Consider the following 21,663-nt stretch of genomic DNA (forward strand, 5'->3'; position numbering starts at 1 on the left):
TTTTCGCTCAAGCTAATTCCTTTAAAACGGATTTGTAGTGATCCTATTGTATTATATCAGAATAATATTAATGTATTATTAATAATGCTCCGCTTAGGATGGGTATTGCTGTTGTCAGCATGACGAATAAAACATGTAAAGAAATCTAAAGAGTCAAAGCCAATCTTCATAAAGGTTATATTTAAGCTGACTTATTGCACCAGATAAATTTCGATGCGCTCTTTACCTTTACCTACATTTGCTCTTTTTAGCGTAATATAACCCACTTCAGCGGTTGATTTTACATGTGTTCCACCACAAGAAACCCTGGAGAATCCTTCGATTTCCCAATAACGTCTTTGACTCTTCTCATCAGAAAACCCAGTGCGTATAGCCATATCTTTTGCAATAATTTGATTGTACTCCAGCAGCAGAGAGTCAAAGATATCCGAGATATTGTGATTACAGTTAAAATCGATTCTAGCCTTATGTTCAGCAATATGAGCACCTATTTTTTTAATGGGAAGCAATCTTTGGACCAGCTCCAAGATTAATTCAGCAGCAAAATGAAGGCGCATTAATTTGTAGCGACGAACAAAGTCAATTTCCATAAGGACAACATCCCCTTCAGAAAGCCCATGCCCCGAAGGTAATGTATAATAAATCAAGAAATCTTCTATTTCAGAATGAGTGACGCTCAAACCATTCACGCTAACCTGATCACTTTCCTGTCCACCCGAAAACGAAAAACCAATAGTTTCTGCAAAAAGTAGCCGATTTTCATTGATTGACACCACTTGAGTCATTAATTGGCGTTGATAGGGATTATCCCAAAATATTTTTTTCATGATTTATGCTCTAACCTTGACCACTATCCCATTTGTTAACTGTTTTAGTGCGTCAGGGGATAATGAAAACACTGCATTGGGCGTTCCTGCTGCTGCCCAGAGGACGTTATGGCATAACAAATCTTCATCGATAAGAACAGTATTAATAATCTGTTTATGCCCAACTGGCGGGACTCCACCAATCGCAAAACCAGTTACCTCTCGTGTAAAATCTGCATCAGCTTTCCCAATAGGTTCATTGATGAGACTCTCGATAAGGACTTCATTCACACGATTAACACCACTTGCTAAGACCAATACCGGCTTGTAGGTTTTTTCAGTACGAAACAAGAGTGACTTTACAATTTGTGCAACACCACATCCTAAAGTATCAGCGGCATCCTTTGCCGTGCGTGTGCTCGAGTCAAGCTCCTTAACCGCACACGATATCCCCTTTTGAGATAAAAAATCTTGTATGATTTGCGCGCTTTTACTTAATTTTTTATCTTTATTCATCATGATTACCAACCTATCATCGCCACAAAGAACACTTTCGCGTGAGTTCTGTCACCACGTCCCAATCTCCAAACAAAACAATGCCGTAGTAAATCAGATCGTTATCTTTAATCTGTGCCGTCCTTTCAATTTGCTCCTGATAGGTGCCAACAGTCATGGTATCAGTAAAATCATTAAAAAGAACATTTTTTGCTAAAGCATTCTGGCGTAAGGCTCTAATTTTATTGGAGTTCTCACAAAGAATAATAAAAGGTATTTCTGAAATATACGGGTGAGAGCCTCCATCTGCATCTCGATAATCAGTTAAACGCAGTTCTTTTTCACCAATCATTGCACCTAAACCAATACACATATGAGCAAGTGCATTCATCACTTTTCCTGGCTCAATACGCTTATTAAGCACAGCAACCAGTTTGTTTTTAAAAGGTTGTTCAACCATACCGTCCTCCTCAATCTACTTCACAATTTGTGCGTTATAACGCATAATAATGCAGTATATACTCGTGCGCTAAAACGCACAAGCTTTTTTTATAAGGGACATAATGCAAGAAATTTCAAAACGTATTGCAAAAACATTAAAATCATTAAGACAGGAGCGAGGTTGGAGTTTAGATAAAACAGCGATTGAAACCGGTGTTTCTAAAGCGATGCTTGGGCAAATTGAGCGAGAAGAATCAAGCCCAACGATTGCTACCTTGTGGAAAATTGCGAGTGGATTTCAAACCTCCTTTTCCTCGTTTATTGAAGATAGCCTCGATAATTCAACCAATCCCGTTTATAGAACTGGGGACGCCGAAATCTTGCATCCAGATGAGCAAAAAATACGAGTACTTCCCCTGTTTCCATTTGATGAGCAGCTACATTTTGAATTGTTTGTTATTGACTTATTGCCCGGATGTGAGCATCTTTCACCTCCTCATAAACATGGAGTTATTGAGCATGTCATTGTTGTGGATGGAACTATTGAGATTTTGTTAGGCGGACGCTGGAAAACACTTTCCAAAGGAGAAGGACTTCGTTTTAATGCCAATCAATCGCATGGCTACCGGAATCCAACCAATGAACTATCGCGCATCCATGATATTATTCACTACCCACCCCAATAGAGGCCGTGACCTGTTGCTTTTTTTCTTCAGGGAGAGTTTCTTATAAATTTCAATGCACTAGTGCAGTTGTTCTCATAGAATCACTTCTATTTTGAATAAGTCGTATTCTTAAAATTTCAAATCAATTCACATGATGAGGGGCAATAATGTTTTGGAGCATTCAATTATGGGGCATTCGATATGGTAGGAAAAAGTTTGAAAGAACAAACAGATGAGGGTGATCCAAAGCTAAATTATAAACAAAATGGTTTTTGGCAGTACGTATGAAATGTTACGAGGTTTGATGAAAAGTAATGCCAAAAAACCGGAGACTCAAGAACCTCGCGCAAAGCAAGCTTATCGTGAATTTCTTGGTAATGCGAGTGCTGCTGGATTGGCTACTATTGCATCAAGTCCCTTTAATTACGTTCGCAATATGCAATATGCAACCTCACCGACCCGCAAATCACTCTCAGCATATCAAGTGTTAACTCCGTTATGGCATGAATCAAAAAAAACAGAGAAACCGCTTTTAAGTCAGTTGAGTTTTTTTCAACAAAAATTCAGAATTGGTTGGGGAACAGCACGAGTTGCAGTTGGAATGGCTGTGGGGCAAAAACTTTTTGATTGGACTCAATAACATTTGAGTCATTGGTCCGCAAATACCCCTGAAAATACTTTGAAAAAATAGGGTCTTTTTACAAATCGTACTATCTTGCAGTGTAATTTTGCACGCCAATACGCATAAGCCACTCTTTGTCACGTTCTAGATGACGAGTGGATTATAGGTGGCGTTTCGGTGCTTAAAGTACGCCATCTTGTCTCGACGAGCGAATTGCATACTACCCCTAACAAAATAAAAATTTAATAAGTTTAAAGGAGTTAAAATGATATTTTTTACCGCAGCAGGGAAAAGACACACGCTTGAATTTAAACAACTATCCCAATTCAAGGAAGATAAAGAGGCACATATAAAGCTTACGGCATCATGGGCCAAGAAAGCCTGGGGATATTTGCATCAAAGTGATAAGAAATATTATCAACGAGATATTCATAAAAAACAGGAGCAGATTTATGTTGCAACGTTTCATGGACTACCTGTTGCCATGTTTGGTCTATTCGAAAAAAGATTTTTTCCTTTTCAGGATGATGTAGGGGATGACAAAATTACCCAGGATACAGGTTTAAAAGCCATTTATTTTGATTATATCTTTGTGGAAGAGCAATTTAGAGGTTTAGGTTTTGCGCGACAACTTTTAAATCAGGCAAAGGCTTTGGCTATTGAATCGGGTGCTGATTTAATTTACCTAGATACTTTAAATCCTAAACTAAACAATATGTACATAAAACTCGGAGCAAAGGTAATTTGCGAAGGGCAATATATGGAAAATCCAACGGACGTATTAAGCATTAAGCTTTAAAGGGTTCTGATATCCCAAACGATGCGAGAGATCTCCCATTAACCCGATACTGCCGCAAGGAGATCCCTCGCTACGTTGTGGTTGATGGGGAATAAAGACATCAACTGCAAATAATGTGTAAATTTATTGAACAATCCGCAAGACTCATATTTTGATCAAAATATAATAGAGCTTACCCAAAATTAAATAAGAATTAAGATGCAAGAATTGATTGAAATACCTTTAACTAAAGAAACCGAAGTAGTCAAATTTATTGATTCGACCCCAAAAACCCAATCGGGTGCGATTGATTTGAGTCAAGCTGCGCGTATTGCTGAAGGGGGAACTCATGTGCTTTATCGTTTTCCAGATGCGCCTTTTGTGATTAAGTTAATGAAACAAAAACCCAATCCAGATGAGCTTGAAGAATTAGAGAAAAAATATGCTGTTTTATACGACAGCTTTGATAAAGATGGGAAGCAACGATGCATTCGGGAGCAACATAGTACACGGCTAGTGAAACTTCCTGGTAAAGCGCCTCAAGAAGCAGCCTTATCGATTGTTCCCTACGAAAAATGCTTCCAATCCAAAGTAAAGTTTGATTTTAAAATAGAACCTGCAGAGCTTGACCCTTACTTAATGGAACGCAATAACGCATTGTTTCATCAATTAAATAAAGTACTGATTCATAAAGATGGTTCTGAATCCCCTATTGATCTTAAAGAGTATGCGATCATGGATCCACGAATCGGTGCCATTTTGCAGCGCTTAGATAGCGATCCCAAGCTCAGAGAGGTAATGATTGAATTTATCAACCACTATCGAGATTTTTATCAAAAAACCAATATCATCCTGGATGCAATGGGATATGAAAACATTTTATTTTATAAAGACGAATCGGGTGATTGGCAATTTAAAATAGGAAGCGCGATCAAGCATGATACTGGAAAATACACGAACGAATTGTTTGATGCATTTCATGCTGGAAAGGAAGTCAAAAATGATTTTTATAATTTCACCCATGCGTATTTTTCACCGGCAAACATTAGGGCTGTTAATGCCTGTGCGCTGAAACTTGGTTTAGAGCCTGTTGTGCATGATGTCAAGATAGATGCGGACGATTTATTTAAAATATCCCAAGCATTATCAGTTCCTGAACGCATGCTTGCTTATGCACGCCACGGTGATTTTGCAAAGATGAATGAAATACTCCAAGAAAATAAACATCAACTCAGTTTTAGTCTTAGAGATTTCTGGGCTTATGCTTTAATCGCTGATGAGTACATCAATCACGGACAAGCACCCAAAGCACTTAAGAGTTATCTGGATACAGTGAGTCAATTTCCTGTTATTTTGCCTGAAGATAAGGATGAAGCCGAACGAGTACTTAATTCAAAAACCGCGATTATCGATCGAAAAAACATGCAGGATAAAAAAATAATGCTCCATGAAGAACTCGCAATTTTCCGGCCTAAAATAAGTGCAACAACATCAACCGGAGAGACTCCTACGCATCATTACAAAAAGCAACTGCAAGAAGCACTTTCTAAAGATTATACTCCTTCGGATCTATCGAGTTCATACAGCTGATGCATCGACTTCGGAGGAAAAATAAGCTACATCTACCAGTTTTTCTTCTCTTCTAGGACGCTGGTTAGGGCGGGTGAGGAATTTTGAAACGCTCCTTATTAAATATCAATTGATCTTAGAAAGTGCAGAAGGTACTATGTGAACATTGTGCCAAAATAAGAGACCAAGATGTTTTTTAAACAACAATATCCTGATATTACCGCTCAAGATTTACAGAAAGTCATTCAAAATTTAAATGCGCAAAGTGAGTTGGTAGAGCGCCAATTGAGAGAAGGTTCTATATCACCCAAGAGTGCGCACGAAGAAAAGCAACGTTTATCAAGTCTTATTAGTGCTTATCAGGAAAATCTGATGTCCGCATTACAACCGCAACAAAAAAACACCCCGTAGTGGTTCTCAGTTTTAAAGTATGGCGAGCTCATTAATTTCTCGCCAATATCCAGCCTCAACAACCTCATTAATAAAAAAATTAACTAGACTCTATAATAGAAAGAAATAATTCTTAAATATTGAGGGAACTATGTCTCAAGTTGAAATGGATCATTTTGTACTTAATGTAAAAAATATTGACATAATGCTCGTCTTCTACGAGGAGATTTTGGGGTTACATCCAGAGCGAGTAGAGGAGTTCCGTGCAGGCAAAATCTCTTTTCCATCAGTTCGTATTAACGAAGATACGATTATTGATCTTTTCCCCAAAGAAGTGACGACCTCTGAGCAAGATGAGCGTGCAAATCATTTAAATCATTTTTGTCTTTCCTTTGATAAACATGACTGGGACAAGCGGTATCAAAGAATCAAATCTCATGGTATCGCGATTGAGGAAGGTCCCGTGGCACGCTGGGGGGCACATGGACAAGGCATTTCGCTTTATATTTTGGATCCGGAACACAATAAAATCGAACTACGATATTACCCATAGATCTTTTTTTTAAAGTTCTAGTTTACTTGCCGATTACAACCTTATGCACTGTTAATTTAACAAAAATCCATAACCTTACTCAAATAATTTTTGTGCCGGGGAAAACAATTAAAGTCTTTTTAAATCAAATGATTACTAATATAATGCCACCGCCATTAGTTAAAAAAGGATAGATACTATGCCCAAGTTTTTTACAAAGAAATTGGTTCATCCAGTCAGTGTAAACCCTCTTGTTCAACCGGTCCAGAATTATATTATTGAAGAAAAAGAAATAACAATTAAAGCCTTGGAGGCAATTAAACAGAAGCTACATAGTCTAACCGTTCAAATGTTGAATGATGAAAATGAAGGTAAGTCAGAAAAAAATTTTCAAAACGTTAAAAAATTTGACAACAGTCAATATGAGCCGCAGTTTAATGAGATATTAGAGTCAATGCGAGAGTTTGTTGTTACTTTAGAAACATTGAACGAAGTGACCGTAAAAAAAACACAAGATATTTGCAAAGAGTTACCTGATAAGATTGCCTACTTGAAAAATCATCATACGATAGAGGCCTTAAGAAACGTGCATGACTTTTTTACAAAAGCGCAAATGCATATTAATAACGCCGCTCGTCTTCTATTAGTTGAGAATGCTAGAGAGGAAATTAGACTACAGGAACTGGAGCATAGCAGGAGCTCTTGTAATATTCTTTAGTTTAGGATAAGTAGCAAGACAAAGGTAAACCAAGTTTAAACCTCTATACCCAAACGAGTAAAAAACCAATTACCCCCATGGTAGTTGGTTTGCTCCAATCCCAGATTCCTTAGTATCCAGTGTCACAATAGTGTCCGTAAGAAGGTGTGGACAACTGGCTAGATTGAACCATATGTGCATATTTTATAGCGGATAGCGCAAAATATGTTCGACATTTTTATCCATTTTCGCGATACTGTGCCTGATTAGAATTCCATTCTTTTCTTTTAAAAATAATAATAAAATGAGGTTTTCCTATGGAACAAAAATTCGATCAAGCCCAAAGTAGCAGTACTACTATGACTAAAAAAAGAGCCTACGTGTCTTCTCCGCAGCAAACCGCTTCTGCCCAACAAGCGACTCCTCCCCCAGCAAAAAAATTGAAATCGGATTCTTCTTCAGAGACATCTTCTCTTGCAAAAGGCAAGGAAAAGGAGGCAAGTACTCCAACCAAAGCATCCTCAAAAAAAGGTTCAATGATAAGAAAATTAATTTCACCTGATTTAAATAAATTTATTGAGCAACAGGCTGAATTTGATCCGAGAATCTACGAACTGGTGCAGTCGGAAATGCTACGAAAAAATCAAGAGTATAACAGTCGGCTTTCCATGCAGCACATATCGTCTATAGGACAACGTGATGACCTTAGCGATGAAATAAAAAGAGGGTTTCCAGAGCTACTTAGAACGAAATTTATCTATTCCCATCACATTACATTCCCGTTCACTGTAAAAAAAAGTAATAATAGTCTGCAACGATCAGCGTTATATCAAGATGAAATAAAAAGACGTCAATACGTAGCCGATGAAATTATCCCTAATATAGAGATAAATCCCTCTTTAGCTGCTCAGAATTTAATTTATTTATACCAACATCATTTGATGTATAGCATCTATCTACAACGCAAGTCTGGAGATCAACTTGGTCAAATACTCATGTATCATCTGGATGAACTAGATTTTGATTTAAGCGAAAACGAAATAAAAAAAATAAAAACAGCGATTAACGTCAGTTACGATCTCATTAAGCGAAAAAAACCTTTTAAGAATATTGTTATGCGAACCCCTATGGCTCAGGTTGAAACTCCTGTTGAGGCTCCTCAAGATCATATGTCCGATGAGAGTATGATTCCCAAAATAACTCTGTTTGAGAACCTAAATAAAAAAATTCAAATGAATGATGTTTTTGATGAACCTTTTTCTACCTCGCTAAAAATTGTTCAGGATACTAATTTTTATGATGCCAAAGGCAAGCTGATTGGTATATACCGTATTGGCGCAATTAAACCCGATATGATATCGGATCGATTGCGTCATGAGTTAGCTTCGGTAACCTCAAGGCAATTAAATAGAATGGGGGCTGTATCTGCAGAGGAAGCAAACAAACCAAAGAGTGGAGCTAGTCGAAATATCCGCTCAGCTCCATTCGGGATACTAGGAATAAAACTGCATCGGATAAGACCTACCCAATTTTCAGAGAAAAAATTTGGAATCGAAGAAGGGCTTGCACCACTTATTGCTACGGCTGAAACAATCTATGCGGATTGTGCACCTCTTGAATACGCAAGACGTTGCCAGGTAATGGGGTATGCATCCAGCTTTACGCTAAATGGTTCAAAGTATCTTTTGGCTGCTGAGGCAAATTATGATAAACAAACCACGGCACATGTCGATCACAATCAGTTTCCCCTCTATGGATTAAGTCCTTTATTTGTTATCTATCCATCCAAGAGTCAGGATAATACTCTGCGAACTTATGAGGGCTCATACACATTCTTTCCAAGTGTATGCGGTTTTTCCTCCAGCGACCCTCAATCCTATTTTGAAGGCATCTATTTTGATTTGAACGAGGGCGATTTATTGTTATGGGACTTCGATAAGTATGTTCATTGCAACACAAAATTAGTTCCTACTAATGGAGTCACCAATTCCAGTTGGCACCGTATTTCCATTGTCGGTTTTTCAAAAGGGGAGGCTTTAGATAAAATTGTGGAGCCGCTTGTATTTGAAGACTCTGATGATGAAGACAGTGCGCTTTTGAGTACAGAAGGACAAGCAAGTTCAGGAGAGTGCTTCGATGAATTGGAGCTTTCTGAGGTGACTCAAACTGCGGAGCATCCTGATTCTTTCTATAGTGAAGAATTTTGGGCGGAGTTCAAACAGGGGGAGCAGGATAATCTGGACTCGAATCGATTGTATGGAGCGGAAAATGAAGAACTTCCTATTTTGGATAAGCTTATGAGCTTGGATTCCTTACTCTCATCGGGTAAAGAGCTCGATCTTGATAAACCCGACAATCTACTCGTTGATCTCCCTTTAGTGTCTGGAGAGGCACAGAAAACAGAACACAGTCGACCTCCAGCATATGTACAAACAAATCTTTTAAATTATGGGTTTTTCAGAGCCCCGAAACGAGTTCAAAAAGAGCCAGCTGTAATGATATTAAACAACACACTCTAACTGAATGAAAAACTAGCACAGTGACTGTCTTGAAGTGATTTGTTAATTCAAGACAGTTGCTATTTGCCGAACGGGGCGCCTACATTCTTTGCGTACCCATCAAAAATCCTACTTTCTTTTACCTGCACCTCTTTTTCATCATTGGTGCTAAAAAATAAAATATTATCATGATGACGCTTGACTGTTGAGCGATGAGCGATACTGATGATTGTTGTTTCCGGGAGCGTTTTCTTGATCAATTGATAGACTTGTTCCTCTGTGTCCTCATCTAAAGAAGCGGTGACCTCATCCAAAAACAGCCATTCTGGTTTTCTTAACAAGACACGAGCAAAGGCAATTCGTTGTTGTTCACCCAAAGATTTAAAGCCGATTTTTTCATCTAATTTAGTGGCAAGTCCTTCGAGGTTCACGGCTTTTAGAGCGTTAGCTAAGGTTTCATCTGAATAAGGACAATATGCATCTGGATAAGCGAGTACATTTCTCAACGTATCATCAGGAAGTGTAGGCTTTTGGGGTAAAAAATAAATCGACTCCCGACTTTTTGGAATAAAAATTTCACCCTCACCAGATAACCAAGTACCTGCTATTGCTTTAAATAAACTGCTTTTTCCTGTGCCCGAAGGCGCTTGAATGAGTGTATGTATGCCTGGAGTGAATTTTAAATTAAGCCCCTTTATAAGCAATTCAGGACGACCATGTAATTTAAGCTCCAAGTTTTTTACCTCGAGATTTTTAGTATCTCGATCTATTTTATGCATAATTTTGTGTGTTGACTCGCCTTCATTCCCAGTATTTAAAATGGTTTGTAACTCATCAACACGATTCAGGCTTGTTCTAAATTTATTAATTACTTCAAAGGATTGAATAAACCAGTTGAGTGAGCGAGCCACCATGGAAAAGTAGTAGCCAACAGAATAAAAAACATCCAAACTAATCAGATCGGTGATGTATAAAGGAATTGCAATCATGAATGGAACAATTGCTTGAAAAATACCATTGAATACATTAAATGTTTTGACTCTATTTTCAATAGATAATCGGTTTGTGGTTGTTGTATTTAAGGAATCCACTTCATGTTCAAGACGATTTTTGTAGTACTTCTCTGCCTGTTCAATGGCAATTTCTTCAGAGGAATTCTTAAGTTGGTGTAGCGTTCCTCGCAAATTGGACTGTGCTTTAGTCTCCTCATTGGTCAATTTATTTAAGTGATTGCTTATATAGTAACCAATCAGCGAGGAAATACTTCCTATCAATAGTGCCGTTAAGATTAAGTAGCCAGGACCTAAGAGCATGAACGATATGGAGCTGCCCGCTATCCCTAAGAGTGTGATGTAAATTGCAAGATTAGTGAAATTATCGATAAATCCCAAGGTGAGCTCCAGGGATGAGTCAACAATTTTATCGATATCTTCTTGAATGCGTTGTTCCGGGTTATCCAGATTTTTGTAAACTCTGGAAATTTCCAGATAATTCGTTTTATTCTTTAAGTACTGATGGATTGTTTTTTTTGTTAACCAAGACCGCCAATCAACATACAACATATTTTTAAGTAGGTTGGCCAAATAATTAAATCCAGCCATCCCTCCTGCAATCAAAAGTCCAGCTCCTATTCCTATTGCAAAAAGAGTTAAATCCTTAGCAATAAAGGCCGCAAAAATATAGGGGAAGCACCACCATCCCAGGATAAAACCAAGAGCAGATAACGTTAAAACACTAAGTACACTGCCAGAAAGTAACCAATAAGCCCTGCGCTTATTTTTTGAATTTTTAAAATAATCAAATAAAAATCGGACGCTTCTTTTGAAATAAGAGGGTTCGGAAGGGGATTTATGAGTCACGATACAACTGTTAAATGAAAAGCAATATAACATAGCTTTTATTAGTTCAACAGGAGCATTTATTTTGCAAGCATGAGTTTGTTCCTAAGGGAGCTTCAACGTGTTGATGTATAGGAATTTTTTATAATCACTATCGATATTAATGGTATATTTTGCTCTGAATTCATGTCATTCCTAAGGAGGGAATCGATTCACAAGGTGGATTAAGCCCAAGTGAGGGAGGGATTTCGCCTGCGGAAATGACATCCAACTCTTTCAACAGTTATCTTGAGGGAGAGGGGGAGCTACTCTACATGTGATGGCTATGGTCTTGGTGTGAATAATCTACAAACACCGTGATCAATACGGTGTTAAAATTCTTAACTTACCAGCAAAATAATAAGACATAAAAATAAAAAAATTAAACACTGACCAAATGAATGTATTGATGCAATTTTTTTCTATGAAAAAACAGAGTAAAGCGCTAGTGAGATTTCTCTCATTCGCCGTATTATTAGGCATAGCTACTTTATTGTTTGAGCATATATATATTTATGATGTCAAAGAGAAATCGGATCCTATCTTATTTGCAATTTCAATATATGTTTTTTTACTGGCTTTTTTTGCTGGAAAGCCAGTCGAGAGTTTAAGATCATTATATGGTGTATTGTCTGGATTACTCTTAATGTGTTTTTCTATTTTTTTCCAAGTCTTTTATTTTAGTAATACGTCAATAGTGCATATGCTATTTTTATTTACCTGTCTTGTTTGTATGTGGGGTATGGGGCATACCTTGTACATCATTGTTCATAGTTCAGATTCAGAAGGTTAAGCTCTTTGTTTTTTAGCTACAGGACTCATTACCTGTTTGGGGAAGAGGGAATTTCTGTACATAAGTTGAACATCATTGTATAATAAATCGAGGAATTTATTATCGATATATTATGATAACGCGTGAACTAGCCCACTTTATGTGTACAGAATCTACTTTAACAGCCAGTATGGACAATATTTTAGATACTACTCTTGCGAACGTCTATGTGAAAGATAAAAAAGGGCGCTATTTAGACTGCAACCATACCATGTTATGCGTTAACAAGATGCAAACAGAAGAGATAAAGGGAAAAATGGACACTGATTTGTTATGGAAAGAACAAGCCCCCATCCTCATGAAAAATGATGCAACGATTATCCAACAGAATCAAGCGAAAACCTTTATTGAAGCCGTTCAGTTCGATAATGGCCCTTTACGGCACTACATGAGTCGAAAGGCACCCTTATATACACGACAAGGCAAGATCATTGGCATAGTGGGGATCTCGTTTTTGATTGATTCTGACACCTCATTGTTTACGGCGATACACGAGCCAAGCACTACAGGTCACGATAATCTATCTCATTCGTCGACTCAAAACTCTAACAATCAGCTCACAACGAAGCAAATCAAATGCTTGTATTATTTGGTTCAAGGAATGACAGTAAAACAAATTGGTCAACAATTAAATCTCTCCCCGAGAACTGTTGAAGACCATCTTAATGCAGCTAAAAATAAACTCAACTGCTATAGCCGAAGCGAGTTAATCACCAAAGCATTACAGTTGCCGATGATTAGAAATCAATTGTAACACGCTGTGTGCCTGTTTACTGCGTATTGTTGTTTCCTGCTAAACTTAGTTAAATGGACAGTTGGATTGTTTTTTGTCCTTTGACTCATGTAAATATACATGATCAATTTTTTCGATCCTCAATAGAAAGGAGATGAGTAAATGAAAAAATTTCATGTCTTACTAATCAGCGTCATGTTTTTCGGTTGGTTGAATGTAAGCTATGCAGATGAGCAATCGTGCAATACCAAATACGATTACTGTATGAGCTCATGTGAAACTCAATATAACCAGTGTACTACTCATAATGATGAGTCCTACTGCAAGGAGCAGTACCAACCCTGTATCCAAGGCTGTAGTAATACTCGAGACAGCTGCTTATCTCAGTAAACCTAAAGGGACGTAAAATGAAATGCATACAGTTAAATGTTTTATTGTTCCTGGTTATTGGACTTAACATGAATGGTTATTCGTCTCCAGAAGATACAATGCTTATTAAATCATCTAAACAACTGGCCGCTAATTGCCCAAAGAATTGTACATCATGCTGGGAACAATGCACCAAAGACGATGATTGTGGTGTCGGTCAAAGCTGTATCGCGACTGCTTGCGGAAATCGATGTGTTAAAAAAGCTGCAGATTAGCAAGTATTTTGTCGGGATAAGCGGCATAGCCGTCATGATTAAGGAAGATATTAGGTTACATTTCTCCCTCACCCTAGCCCTCTCCCCCAAAGATGGAGAGGGGAGGGTAGTTTATTAAATCAAACTCTCTTCTGGTCTTAAGGTAAGCACCTCATATCCATTGTCAGTGACTAAAATGGTATGTTCCCATTGTGCGGATAATTTGTGATCTTTGGTGACCACCGTCCAACCATCGCCTAACGTTTTGACTTCTTTACGACCTAAATTGAGCATTGGTTCAATGGTAAATGTCATTCCTGCGTGTAATCGTAATCCGGTATTGGGTTTGCCAAAATGCATGACCTCTGGTTCTTCCCACATAGAACGACCAATTCCATGGCCACCATATTCACGCACCACTGAATATCCATGTTGTTCTGCATGCGTTTGGATTATGTTTCCTATATCACCCAGCTGAGTTCCTGGACGGACTATTGAAATCGCTTTATAGAGACACTCCTGGGCAACCGCTACTAATTTTTTAGCAAAAGGTTTCACAGTACCCACGAGAAACATTTTGCTGGTATCACCGATATAACCGTCTTTTTGTACTGTAACGTCAATATTAAGGATATCGCCATTTTTAAGTATTTTATCAGAAGGGATGCCATGACAGACCACATGATTTATGGAGGTGCAAATGCATGCAGGAAATCCATAGTGGTTTAATGTTGAGGGAATTGCTTCCAAATCGTTAATGATGTATTGACGGCAAATTTCCTCAAGTTGACTCGTACTGATCCCTGCAACCACATAAGTTTCTATCATTTGAAGGACAGAGGATGCTAGATTACTGGCAACCCGCATTTTTTCTATTTCTTCAGGCGTCTTCACTAACATCGCGTATCTCACCTAATGATGCTTGATTGATTAAAATTTTGAGAATTTCAGAGTAAGTAATGGATGGATTTTCTTCTGCCAGCTTTCCTATTCGAATCCAATATTCTGCTTGAGAGTTAATTGATCGACTCATGGCTCTTGCCATCAGTTTTGTTGCTTCATGTAATTCATCAGAAATTTTGACTATACCCATATTGTTCTCCAAAAAAAATGGAGAATATAGTATTTTGATATAAATTGCTATATTTTATATTTGAAATGTAATTTTCGAGAGAATGAATGTATTTAATTGTGTTAAATCTCTAGGGAAAGGTAGCTCCCTGCGTTTTACCATGTTGGGTTGTCGCATCATAATTTATATCCCAGATATTATGTCGCTTCACGATACCTTGAGCTGTATTTTCAATAGTGGATTGCAACTGCTCGCAAGAAAGCATTGGAGGGATGGCTAATAAGGCGTTTTCTATCTCAGTAGCCACTTCTTTTCCATTATTTGCGTGCCCCTCTTCATGTTGACTCAAATGAGTAAGATAATTCTCCCATTTTAATTGGCTCTCAGCACTGCCGTGCTCTTTATCTTCCCATTCAGGTAAGACAGTCACAATATTAGCCGTTACCTTTACTTCTGTAAGATAGCAAGGATTTTTGCTGGGATTATCATAATGCCATTTATAGTTCCAATTAATTTGCCAAGTTGTTTTTGCATCATAGCGTTTATCTGAGAAAAACGGCCCTAACTTATTCAGCTGATTGCGCAAATCTTGTTCCGTGGTTCCAAGTATTTTATAGAAAGTCTGGGTGGTATAGACAGTAGGGATCGCAAAAACTTTTCCATTAAAGGCTGCAAAATAAATGATAATAAAAGCCAATTTTCTCATTGTTTCATACCTTATAATTGAATGAGCAACCTTCGCTGCGTCTAGCCCTAACCCAAAATCATCCGTGCCATTTGCTGCCATGGGTCATCCTATTTTATAGGATTTTCCTTAAAATACGATTAACCCAAATAAAACAAGTGCTGTGGAGAGGCTTTCTCGTGATGCCATTTTGCATGGTTCGGTCGTTAGGTATGCTTCGTTGAGAAGGGACATTTATAAATTTTTCTTAACATCTAATTCAGTTTATGATGCCAACATAACAAAATTATTATTCATAATTAAAGTCATTTAATAAGGTAGTCCAATATGTCTTATTCCGATCTATTGAAACGTATTTGGGAGTCTGTTTACGATCCCAATTTCGATGTCGCTTCAACAGTAAAACAATTTTTTCATCCTGAATATGAGCAATGCATTAATGGGGTAATAATGAACCGTAATGATTATATTGCTCATGTCATCGAGCAAAAGCAGAATATGAAAATAAATGACATTGAGTATAAACACCTCATGGAAGCAGGCAATGAAGTATTTGCCCTCTATTATCCTAAAGGGGTCAATCTGAATAATTTAGCCATTGAAGCGGAAGTGATCGCTTATTTTTTATTTAAAGAACAGCTATTGCTCAAAATACATGGGCAAGTCAGATTGATTAAAGGAGATTTAGCGGATGCTGATATGTAACATTGTTTGATTTAATATATGAATTAAGGAACCCATAATGTAAAGAATTAACAGCAAAGTGTAGCAGGCGTAAATCGGGTTCTGGCCCGACAATGTGCTAGAGCGAGGCAAGCTATTCCAAATACTATTGAGTCACCTGAGATGTACTCTACAAAAACCTTTTTCTAAACAAAGTAATGCGGTAAATTAACGTGAGTTTGATATAAAAGACAGTTTATATCCTACACCCATGATAAATTAGAGTGCCTGCTTGGCATAATTATTAATACAATTACTCTATATAAATCTTTACTTACTGCCTCTGAACAAAAAGCAAGAAGGTAAGCAAGAGTGAGTAGTTACAAAAGGAGCTTTCTCAATGTCAGATAAATTTTCTCACATCACCAAAGACATCAGTACTCAATTAGCTAAAATGCGTAAGGAAATGCCGGAAGTCATGTCTGGATTTTCAGCTCTTGCGCAAGCAGCCACTAAAGACGGTGTACTCGATAAAAAAACTAAAGAATTAATTGCTATGGCTCTTGCTGTTGCAAAGCAATGTGATGGTTGCATCGGATTTCATGCGCAAGCTTTAATCAAATTACAAGCAACTCGCGAAGAATTTTTAGAAACTTTAGGTATGGCTGTATACATGGGCGGTGGTCCATCTCTAATGTATGCTGCAGAAGCTTTAGAAGCCTTTGAAGAGTTCAGTAAATAGCCATTAAACGAATTAATCAAACTTCGATCTGGTCTTGAACCGACATAAAATTCATTTTGATTAAAATAATCGCCGAAGAGTTTTTTGTCGGGACAAGGCCCGACCTCCATCTAATGCTGTTCTGTTGGTGGTTGTGCTGCTGAGGGTTGACCTAACGCAGCAGAAACGTGAAGCATTTCATTTTTGGCTGCAGTATTTTGTTGACATGGGTAGTGTTTACTCGCACCTAACCAGGCTACTTGTGAAACGGTCATGGAGTCTTTATCACTTTGCTGACTTGAGATTTCTTTGTAGGTTTGTTGAATCAGTTCACAAAGAGTGGGTGCATTCAGTTGTACGCTTGGTGGCAAGCAAAAAATAGGATTACCTTGATTTTTTGCGATTTCATTTGCCTGAATCATTGTTTCAGCAATGCTTTCGCAGGTTATTGTCAAAACATGACGGGCCGATCGCGCCCAGGCTTGTGCTTGAGGGTCTGCTTTAATTTCCATCTGAGGGATATTATCAGCAATATTCATGTAGTTCTTTATCGTGTCAGCATGTATGCAATGACAAAGAAATAGAAAACTGATTAATAAGATACGCATATTATATCCTCTTTTTGGTTCAACCTGAGCGTTCAATCTTACTTCTATTAGGATTTAAGCATGCCCCACCGAGCAGTAACCACTTAAATGCCATGAGGCTTAATTAAACCCAGTTTAAAAGCAATTAATAAAAATATAAATAAACTTACCGAAATACTTATTCTTATGGTTAAGGCTTTAATGGTGCGTTTGGAATTACCTGAATCACGAATAAGAAAAATAAGACCACTTGCTAGAGAGGCTGCGATGATAATCATGGCAAAGATGATGATAATTTTGGTGATCATTTGTTATACTCCTGAATTGCCGTCTGATTATGACTAACATTTGAACAATTAAATAATGATGCCTAGTTTAACCTGTTTTAATTTTCGTTTCACCCCAAGCTGGCCAATGTTGCTTCTTGCTGCCGTATTTTTTTCTTTGTTTCTTCGCCTTGGTTTTTGGCAAATTAATCGCGCCGATGAAAAAACAAAAATGATTCTTGCACAAAAGACACAAGAAAGGCAAAAACCAGTTCTCTGGTCCGCAAAGAAAAAATTGCCTTTGCAATATGAGCGCATTGTATTGAAAGGGAAATATGTGTCACAAATATTCTTATTGGATAATCAGCATCATAACCATCAATTTGGTTACGATGTACTAACTCCCTTGGAGTTATCTGATGGCACCCTCGTAATAATTGATCGAGGATGGGTTCCTGGTGAGTTAACCCGCCGAGTTCTTCCAAATATTCAAATTCCTAAAGGAGTAATAGAATTACAGGGTTCGGCATATTTTCCAAGTAAAAAACAATGGGTGTTAGGTCCTGCTTTAGAAGAGAGAGGGAACAAAATAATCATTTTGGAACGTGTAGATGATCAATTGATAAGTCAAATTTTGCAAAAATCGGTCTCTCCGTTTATTATTCGCCTCGACAAGCAAGATGCAAATGGATTTGTGCGTGAATGGGAGACGGTATCCATGCCCCCGCAGCGGCATTTAGCTTATGCTTTGCAGTGGTTTGTTATGGCATTAGTGGTACTAATTATATTTGTGGCATTAAATCTGAAGATAAAAAATGAGAAAACAAGTCAGTAAATATTATATTTTATTGTTGTTAGTTGTACTATTTGCCGCTCCTGGAGTAGCTGCTTATTTGTTTTTCCAGCATCCTTCTTGGTTAGGAGCTCCACGGGTCAACAAGGGGATTTTACTGAATCCACCGGTGCTTTTGGATACTTTGGAAGGAAAGTCTAAATGGCGGATCATTTTTTGGAGTCCTAAGGCTTGTGAGCAGGCATGTATGAAGCAATTGGATGTTCTGGCGCGTATTCGGCTGGCATTAGGACGTAAGTTATATCAAGTCGATCAATGGCTTCTTCTCAGTGATAAAGCACCTCCTTTATCGCAAGAACAACAAACCTATTTAAAGGATATAGATTTTAAAGTAGCGACATTATCTGCGACGGAGCTTATTGCAAAAGATACATTATTTTCACATGCAAAAGTATTTGTAGCTGATCCAGGTAATTATTTAATTCTCCGTTATGCCCCTCAGGTCAATCCAGAGGATGTATATAAAGATTTGAAGTTGTTGTTGAATACCACAGAAAACAAGAGTGATTAATCTGATGCAGAATAAATTATTACGATATGTAGTATCATTTGCTGTGCTTTTATCTTTGTTCGTCGTGATGTTGGGTGCATATACACGCTTAACGGATGCTGGCTTAGGCTGCCCTGATTGGCCGGGTTGCTATGGACAGATGGTTCTTCCAAGTGCTAAGGAAAAATTACAGGCAGCTCAGACTCAATATCCGCAAATTCCTATCGAGTCTAGAAAAGCATGGACTGAAATGGCGCATCGCTATGTCGCAGGGTCTTTAGCTTTATTGATTTTTTTTATAGGTTTTTCGGCGCTACGCAAACGTTTACAAGGTAATCATTTGATGCCTTGGCATTTGCCTACCGCTTTACTCATACTGGTTTTTTTTCAAGCTGCTTTGGGAATGTGGACCGTAACTTTAAAGTTACTGCCTGTAGTGGTTATGGGACATCTTTTAGGCGGAATCTTGATCGTTACGTGTTTAAGTCGCTTTCGATTGCAAATCAGTTCATTAAGCGGGCAGGATTTACCACAATGGCGTCCTTGGTTACGTCTTGGGGTGGTCATTGTTTTCCTACAAATCGCTTTGGGCGGTTGGGTGAGTTCAAACTATGCAGGGATCTCATGTATTGGTTTCCCACAGTGCAATGGAGTGTGGGTGCCTGATTTGCATTTTGCCCAAGGCTTTAATTTATTTTCACCAGTAGGGGCTAATTATCAAGGAGGGTTATTAGATCATGATGTGCGGGTAACGATTCAATGGATTCATCGATTAGGGGCCGTAATCACTGCTGCGTATATCCTGGTGCTTTCTCTATTGATCCTGCGAAGAAGCAGTTTCAATTATCTCAAAATAGCAGCGGGGTTCATGCTCCTACTCATATTCGTTCAATTTACTTTAGGGATCTTGAATGTAATCTATCTCCTCCCAATCAGTGTGGCGGTAGCTCATAATGGCGTTGCGGCGCTTTTATTGGCAACGGTATTTAGTACTCTTCATTTTACGCGTAAGGGGCAAAATGATGCACGTTGATCATGTAGTTCAACCCTCGTCAGCTGCTTGGCGTGATTATCTTGAGTTATGTAAACCTCGAGTTGTATTGCTTATGCTGTTGACTGTAGTTGTAGGCATGTACTTGGCAGCACCGGGTTGGGTTAGCTTATCCTTATTATGTTTTTCATTACTTGGTATTGGATTGTGTGCGGGCAGTGCCGCCGCAATTAATCATTTAGTGGATAAGCGAATCGATGCCATTATGGCTCGAACTAAAAAAAGACCTGTGGCCAGTGGCCAAGTCTCTGTGCGTCAAGCCTTATGGTTTGCAGTAATCATGGGAACTCTTGGTTTGACCGTTTTGGTTGTTTTTGTAAATCAATTAACCGCTTTACTGACATTTATTACATTGATTGGCTATGCCGGTGTTTATACTGGCTATTTAAAAAGAGCCACCTCACAAAACATAGTCATTGGCGGATTAGCCGGAGCTGCTCCACCGCTACTTGGTTGGACGGCGGTCACCAATCAATTGGATCCCCAAGCTTTATTGTTGGTATTAATTATTTTTATTTGGACACCGCCCCATTTTTGGGCTTTAGCGATTTATCGCTACGAAGAGTACCAACATGCGCAAATTCCGATGTTACCAGTGACACATGGTATCGAGTTTACAAAACTCAATGTTTATTTATATACCATTTTATTATTGGTTGTAAGTATGCTGCCTTTTGTTATCGGGATGAGTGGTTTGTTTTATTTAATAGGGGCCTTAGTGCTTGGTGGACGATTTTTGTTTTGGTCTCACAAGTTATATCGTACCGATAAGCCCGTTGTTGCGATGCAAACCTTTAGATTTTCAATAGTTTATTTGATGTTGTTGTTTGTTTTTTTATTGATTGATCATTATTTATAAGGAATGTGTATGAAATAAGTCCCATGCCACAATGCAAATGCCTAGTCATTTGAGTGACGTGTTGTGAGACTTATTTCCTGTATGTTCCTATAAGGGGGTAAAATGAGTTTAAAGGCTAAAAGTGTTACCTTTACTGTAGTTGTTTTGCTGGCTCTTGCAGGATTATTCTCAGGAATTTTTGTAGGCCAACATTTTCATTTTAAGAAAAAAATCGATGTGACCACATTTCATGGTACATACCTTGAAAATCCAAGACCTGTGAATCGGTTTCAATTGACAGGAATTGATGAAAAACCATTCGATAATAAAAGTTTAAAAGGAAAATGGACTTTAATGTTTTTTGGTTTTACAAACTGCGGTTATGTTTGTCCAACTACAATGGCGGAATTGACTAAAATGTATCATATCCTTGAAGACAAGGGTGTGAAGAATTTACCTCGTATCGTGATGATCTCTATCGATCCAGAGCGTGATAGCCCTGAGAAACTACGTGGTTATGTGACGTCATTCCATCCAAATTTTTATGGAGCTCGTGGCGATGAAGAGTCTATTAAATCAATGACTCGAGAGATGGGTATCGCCTATGCGAAGGTGGTTGAAAAGGGAGTTGATGATGCAACAAATTATGATATTCAGCATAGCGGTGCTTTAATGCTATTTAATCCGCAAGGAGAACTTAATGCATTTTTTACTACGCCACATCATGCTGATTTATTAGCAAAAGATTACCTGTTATTGGTTTCCTAATTGGGGAATTTTTTATAAATATATTTTTTTTATTTCCAATGTGATTTTTACAATTTTAGACTAGGCTTTATTTAGATGAGTCTGTCATAAATAAATTTTCAACATGGAACT

General features: G+C 38.0%; 28 protein-coding genes. 19 read left to right on the forward strand and 9 right to left on the reverse strand.

Annotation, left to right across the window (positions count from 1 at the left end):
• Positions 1–191: 191 nt before the first annotated feature.
• Genes ACF8MK_RS07950 through ACF8MK_RS07960 form a run of 3 tightly spaced genes read right to left on the reverse strand, consistent with a single transcriptional unit; the run spans position 192 to position 1,761 of the window.
• Positions 192–827 carry an alanyl-tRNA editing protein gene (locus ACF8MK_RS07950; protein ID WP_392538849.1) on the reverse strand — a complete coding sequence of 212 codons (636 nt, stop codon included), beginning with the start codon at positions 825–827 and terminating at the stop codon, positions 192–194.
• A 3-nt stretch (positions 828–830) separates the two neighbouring features.
• A complete protein-coding gene (locus ACF8MK_RS07955; RefSeq protein ID WP_392538936.1) occupies positions 831–1,322 on the reverse strand; it encodes a YbaK/EbsC family protein in 492 nt (163 codons plus the stop codon).
• A 16-nt stretch (positions 1,323–1,338) separates the two neighbouring features.
• On the reverse strand, positions 1,339–1,761 hold the full coding sequence (locus tag ACF8MK_RS07960) for a DUF2000 domain-containing protein (RefSeq protein WP_392538850.1): 423 nt from the start codon (positions 1,759–1,761) through the stop codon (positions 1,339–1,341).
• Between the two features lie 103 nt (positions 1,762–1,864).
• On the opposite strand from ACF8MK_RS07960, the gene ACF8MK_RS07965 reads away from it, so the two are divergent.
• The 8 genes from ACF8MK_RS07965 to ACF8MK_RS08000 all read left to right on the forward strand — a co-directional run bounded on the left by ACF8MK_RS07965 (position 1,865) and on the right by ACF8MK_RS08000 (position 9,514).
• Positions 1,865–2,428 carry a helix-turn-helix domain-containing protein gene (locus ACF8MK_RS07965; RefSeq protein WP_392538851.1) on the forward strand — a complete coding sequence of 188 codons (564 nt, stop codon included), beginning with the start codon at positions 1,865–1,867 and terminating at the stop codon, positions 2,426–2,428.
• Between the two features lie 283 nt (positions 2,429–2,711).
• Positions 2,712–3,047 carry a hypothetical protein gene (locus ACF8MK_RS07970; protein WP_392538852.1) on the forward strand — a complete coding sequence of 112 codons (336 nt, stop codon included), beginning with the start codon at positions 2,712–2,714 and terminating at the stop codon, positions 3,045–3,047.
• Between the two features lie 247 nt (positions 3,048–3,294).
• Complete coding sequence (locus tag ACF8MK_RS07975; protein WP_392538853.1) at positions 3,295–3,828, forward strand: GNAT family N-acetyltransferase; 534 nt, start codon at positions 3,295–3,297, stop codon at positions 3,826–3,828.
• A gap of 198 nt (positions 3,829–4,026) precedes the next feature.
• Entirely contained in the window at positions 4,027–5,397 is a 1,371-nt protein-coding gene (locus ACF8MK_RS07980) for a hypothetical protein (protein ID WP_392538854.1), read from the forward strand.
• Positions 5,398–5,565: 168 nt separating this feature from the next.
• A complete protein-coding gene (locus ACF8MK_RS07985) occupies positions 5,566–5,787 on the forward strand; it encodes a hypothetical protein (protein WP_392538855.1) in 222 nt (73 codons plus the stop codon).
• A 130-nt stretch (positions 5,788–5,917) separates the two neighbouring features.
• Positions 5,918–6,319, forward strand: coding sequence for a VOC family protein (locus ACF8MK_RS07990; protein WP_392538856.1), 402 nt, complete (start codon positions 5,918–5,920; stop codon positions 6,317–6,319).
• A 178-nt stretch (positions 6,320–6,497) separates the two neighbouring features.
• Entirely contained in the window at positions 6,498–7,016 is a 519-nt protein-coding gene (locus ACF8MK_RS07995) for a hypothetical protein (protein ID WP_265703258.1), read from the forward strand.
• Positions 7,017–7,312: 296 nt separating this feature from the next.
• Positions 7,313–9,514, forward strand: coding sequence for a hypothetical protein (locus ACF8MK_RS08000; protein ID WP_392538857.1), 2,202 nt, complete (start codon positions 7,313–7,315; stop codon positions 9,512–9,514).
• Between the two features lie 59 nt (positions 9,515–9,573).
• On the opposite strand, the gene ACF8MK_RS08005 is transcribed toward ACF8MK_RS08000, so the two are convergent.
• A complete protein-coding gene (locus tag ACF8MK_RS08005) occupies positions 9,574–11,352 on the reverse strand; it encodes an ABC transporter ATP-binding protein/permease (protein WP_392538858.1) in 1,779 nt (592 codons plus the stop codon).
• Between the two features lie 442 nt (positions 11,353–11,794).
• Between ACF8MK_RS08005 and ACF8MK_RS08010 the strand changes: the two genes are divergently transcribed.
• From ACF8MK_RS08010 to ACF8MK_RS08025, 4 genes are all read left to right on the forward strand, one after another.
• Positions 11,795–12,163 (forward strand): hypothetical protein, encoded by a 369-nt coding sequence (locus ACF8MK_RS08010; protein WP_392538859.1) that lies wholly within the window; start codon positions 11,795–11,797, stop codon positions 12,161–12,163.
• A gap of 112 nt (positions 12,164–12,275) precedes the next feature.
• A complete protein-coding gene (locus tag ACF8MK_RS08015) occupies positions 12,276–12,956 on the forward strand; it encodes a LuxR C-terminal-related transcriptional regulator (RefSeq protein ID WP_392538860.1) in 681 nt (226 codons plus the stop codon).
• Between the two features lie 141 nt (positions 12,957–13,097).
• Positions 13,098–13,325, forward strand: a complete 228-nt coding sequence (locus ACF8MK_RS08020; protein ID WP_392538861.1) for a hypothetical protein — start codon at positions 13,098–13,100, stop codon at positions 13,323–13,325.
• A 17-nt stretch (positions 13,326–13,342) separates the two neighbouring features.
• Complete coding sequence (locus ACF8MK_RS08025; protein ID WP_392538862.1) at positions 13,343–13,579, forward strand: hypothetical protein; 237 nt, start codon at positions 13,343–13,345, stop codon at positions 13,577–13,579.
• 114 nt (positions 13,580–13,693) lie between these two features.
• Here ACF8MK_RS08025 and map read toward each other — a convergent pair whose 3' ends face one another.
• From map to ACF8MK_RS08040, 3 genes are all read right to left on the reverse strand, one after another.
• Entirely contained in the window at positions 13,694–14,458 is a 765-nt protein-coding gene (gene map / locus ACF8MK_RS08030; RefSeq protein ID WP_392538863.1) for a type I methionyl aminopeptidase, read from the reverse strand.
• Positions 14,439–14,651 (reverse strand): ParD-like family protein, encoded by a 213-nt coding sequence (locus ACF8MK_RS08035; protein WP_265703297.1) that lies wholly within the window; start codon positions 14,649–14,651, stop codon positions 14,439–14,441. Before ACF8MK_RS08035 ends, map begins: the two co-directional genes overlap by 20 nt.
• Before the next feature lie 109 nt (positions 14,652–14,760).
• Positions 14,761–15,417 carry a DUF922 domain-containing Zn-dependent protease gene (locus tag ACF8MK_RS08040; protein WP_392538864.1) on the reverse strand — a complete coding sequence of 219 codons (657 nt, stop codon included), beginning with the start codon at positions 15,415–15,417 and terminating at the stop codon, positions 14,761–14,763.
• A 225-nt stretch (positions 15,418–15,642) separates the two neighbouring features.
• On the opposite strand from ACF8MK_RS08040, the gene ACF8MK_RS08045 reads away from it, so the two are divergent.
• Both ACF8MK_RS08045 and ACF8MK_RS08050 read left to right on the forward strand, forming a co-directional pair.
• On the forward strand, positions 15,643–16,020 hold the full coding sequence (locus ACF8MK_RS08045; protein ID WP_392538865.1) for a hypothetical protein: 378 nt from the start codon (positions 15,643–15,645) through the stop codon (positions 16,018–16,020).
• A 358-nt stretch (positions 16,021–16,378) separates the two neighbouring features.
• Positions 16,379–16,720, forward strand: coding sequence for a carboxymuconolactone decarboxylase family protein (locus ACF8MK_RS08050; protein ID WP_028380892.1), 342 nt, complete (start codon positions 16,379–16,381; stop codon positions 16,718–16,720).
• Positions 16,721–16,830: 110 nt separating this feature from the next.
• Here the strand turns inward: ACF8MK_RS08050 and ACF8MK_RS08055 are convergent, their stop codons facing one another.
• Both ACF8MK_RS08055 and ACF8MK_RS08060 read right to left on the reverse strand, forming a co-directional pair.
• Positions 16,831–17,307 (reverse strand): phosphatase, encoded by a 477-nt coding sequence (locus ACF8MK_RS08055; RefSeq protein ID WP_265703300.1) that lies wholly within the window; start codon positions 17,305–17,307, stop codon positions 16,831–16,833.
• An 83-nt stretch (positions 17,308–17,390) separates the two neighbouring features.
• On the reverse strand, positions 17,391–17,594 hold the full coding sequence (locus ACF8MK_RS08060) for a twin transmembrane helix small protein (protein ID WP_058477128.1): 204 nt from the start codon (positions 17,592–17,594) through the stop codon (positions 17,391–17,393).
• 58 nt (positions 17,595–17,652) lie between these two features.
• Here ACF8MK_RS08060 and ACF8MK_RS08065 point away from each other — a divergent pair, with 58 nt between their 5' ends.
• From ACF8MK_RS08065 to ACF8MK_RS08085, 5 genes are all read left to right on the forward strand, one after another.
• Positions 17,653–18,387 carry an SURF1 family protein gene (locus tag ACF8MK_RS08065; RefSeq protein WP_392538937.1) on the forward strand — a complete coding sequence of 245 codons (735 nt, stop codon included), beginning with the start codon at positions 17,653–17,655 and terminating at the stop codon, positions 18,385–18,387.
• Positions 18,368–18,916, forward strand: a complete 549-nt coding sequence (locus tag ACF8MK_RS08070) for a hypothetical protein (RefSeq protein ID WP_265703301.1) — start codon at positions 18,368–18,370, stop codon at positions 18,914–18,916. Before ACF8MK_RS08065 ends, ACF8MK_RS08070 begins: the two co-directional genes overlap by 20 nt.
• Positions 18,917–18,920: 4 nt before the next feature.
• Positions 18,921–19,928, forward strand: a complete 1,008-nt coding sequence (locus ACF8MK_RS08075) for a heme A synthase (protein WP_265703302.1) — start codon at positions 18,921–18,923, stop codon at positions 19,926–19,928.
• Entirely contained in the window at positions 19,918–20,805 is an 888-nt protein-coding gene (cyoE, locus tag ACF8MK_RS08080; RefSeq protein ID WP_392538938.1) for a heme o synthase, read from the forward strand. The genes ACF8MK_RS08075 and cyoE overlap by 11 nt, the downstream gene beginning before the upstream one ends.
• Positions 20,806–20,907: 102 nt before the next feature.
• Positions 20,908–21,552, forward strand: coding sequence for an SCO family protein (locus tag ACF8MK_RS08085; protein ID WP_392538866.1), 645 nt, complete (start codon positions 20,908–20,910; stop codon positions 21,550–21,552).
• Positions 21,553–21,663: the final 111 nt, after the last annotated feature.

The organism is Legionella sp. 227 (assembly GCF_043161935.1).
Classification (GTDB): domain Bacteria; phylum Pseudomonadota; class Gammaproteobacteria; order Legionellales; family Legionellaceae; genus Legionella; species Legionella sheltonii.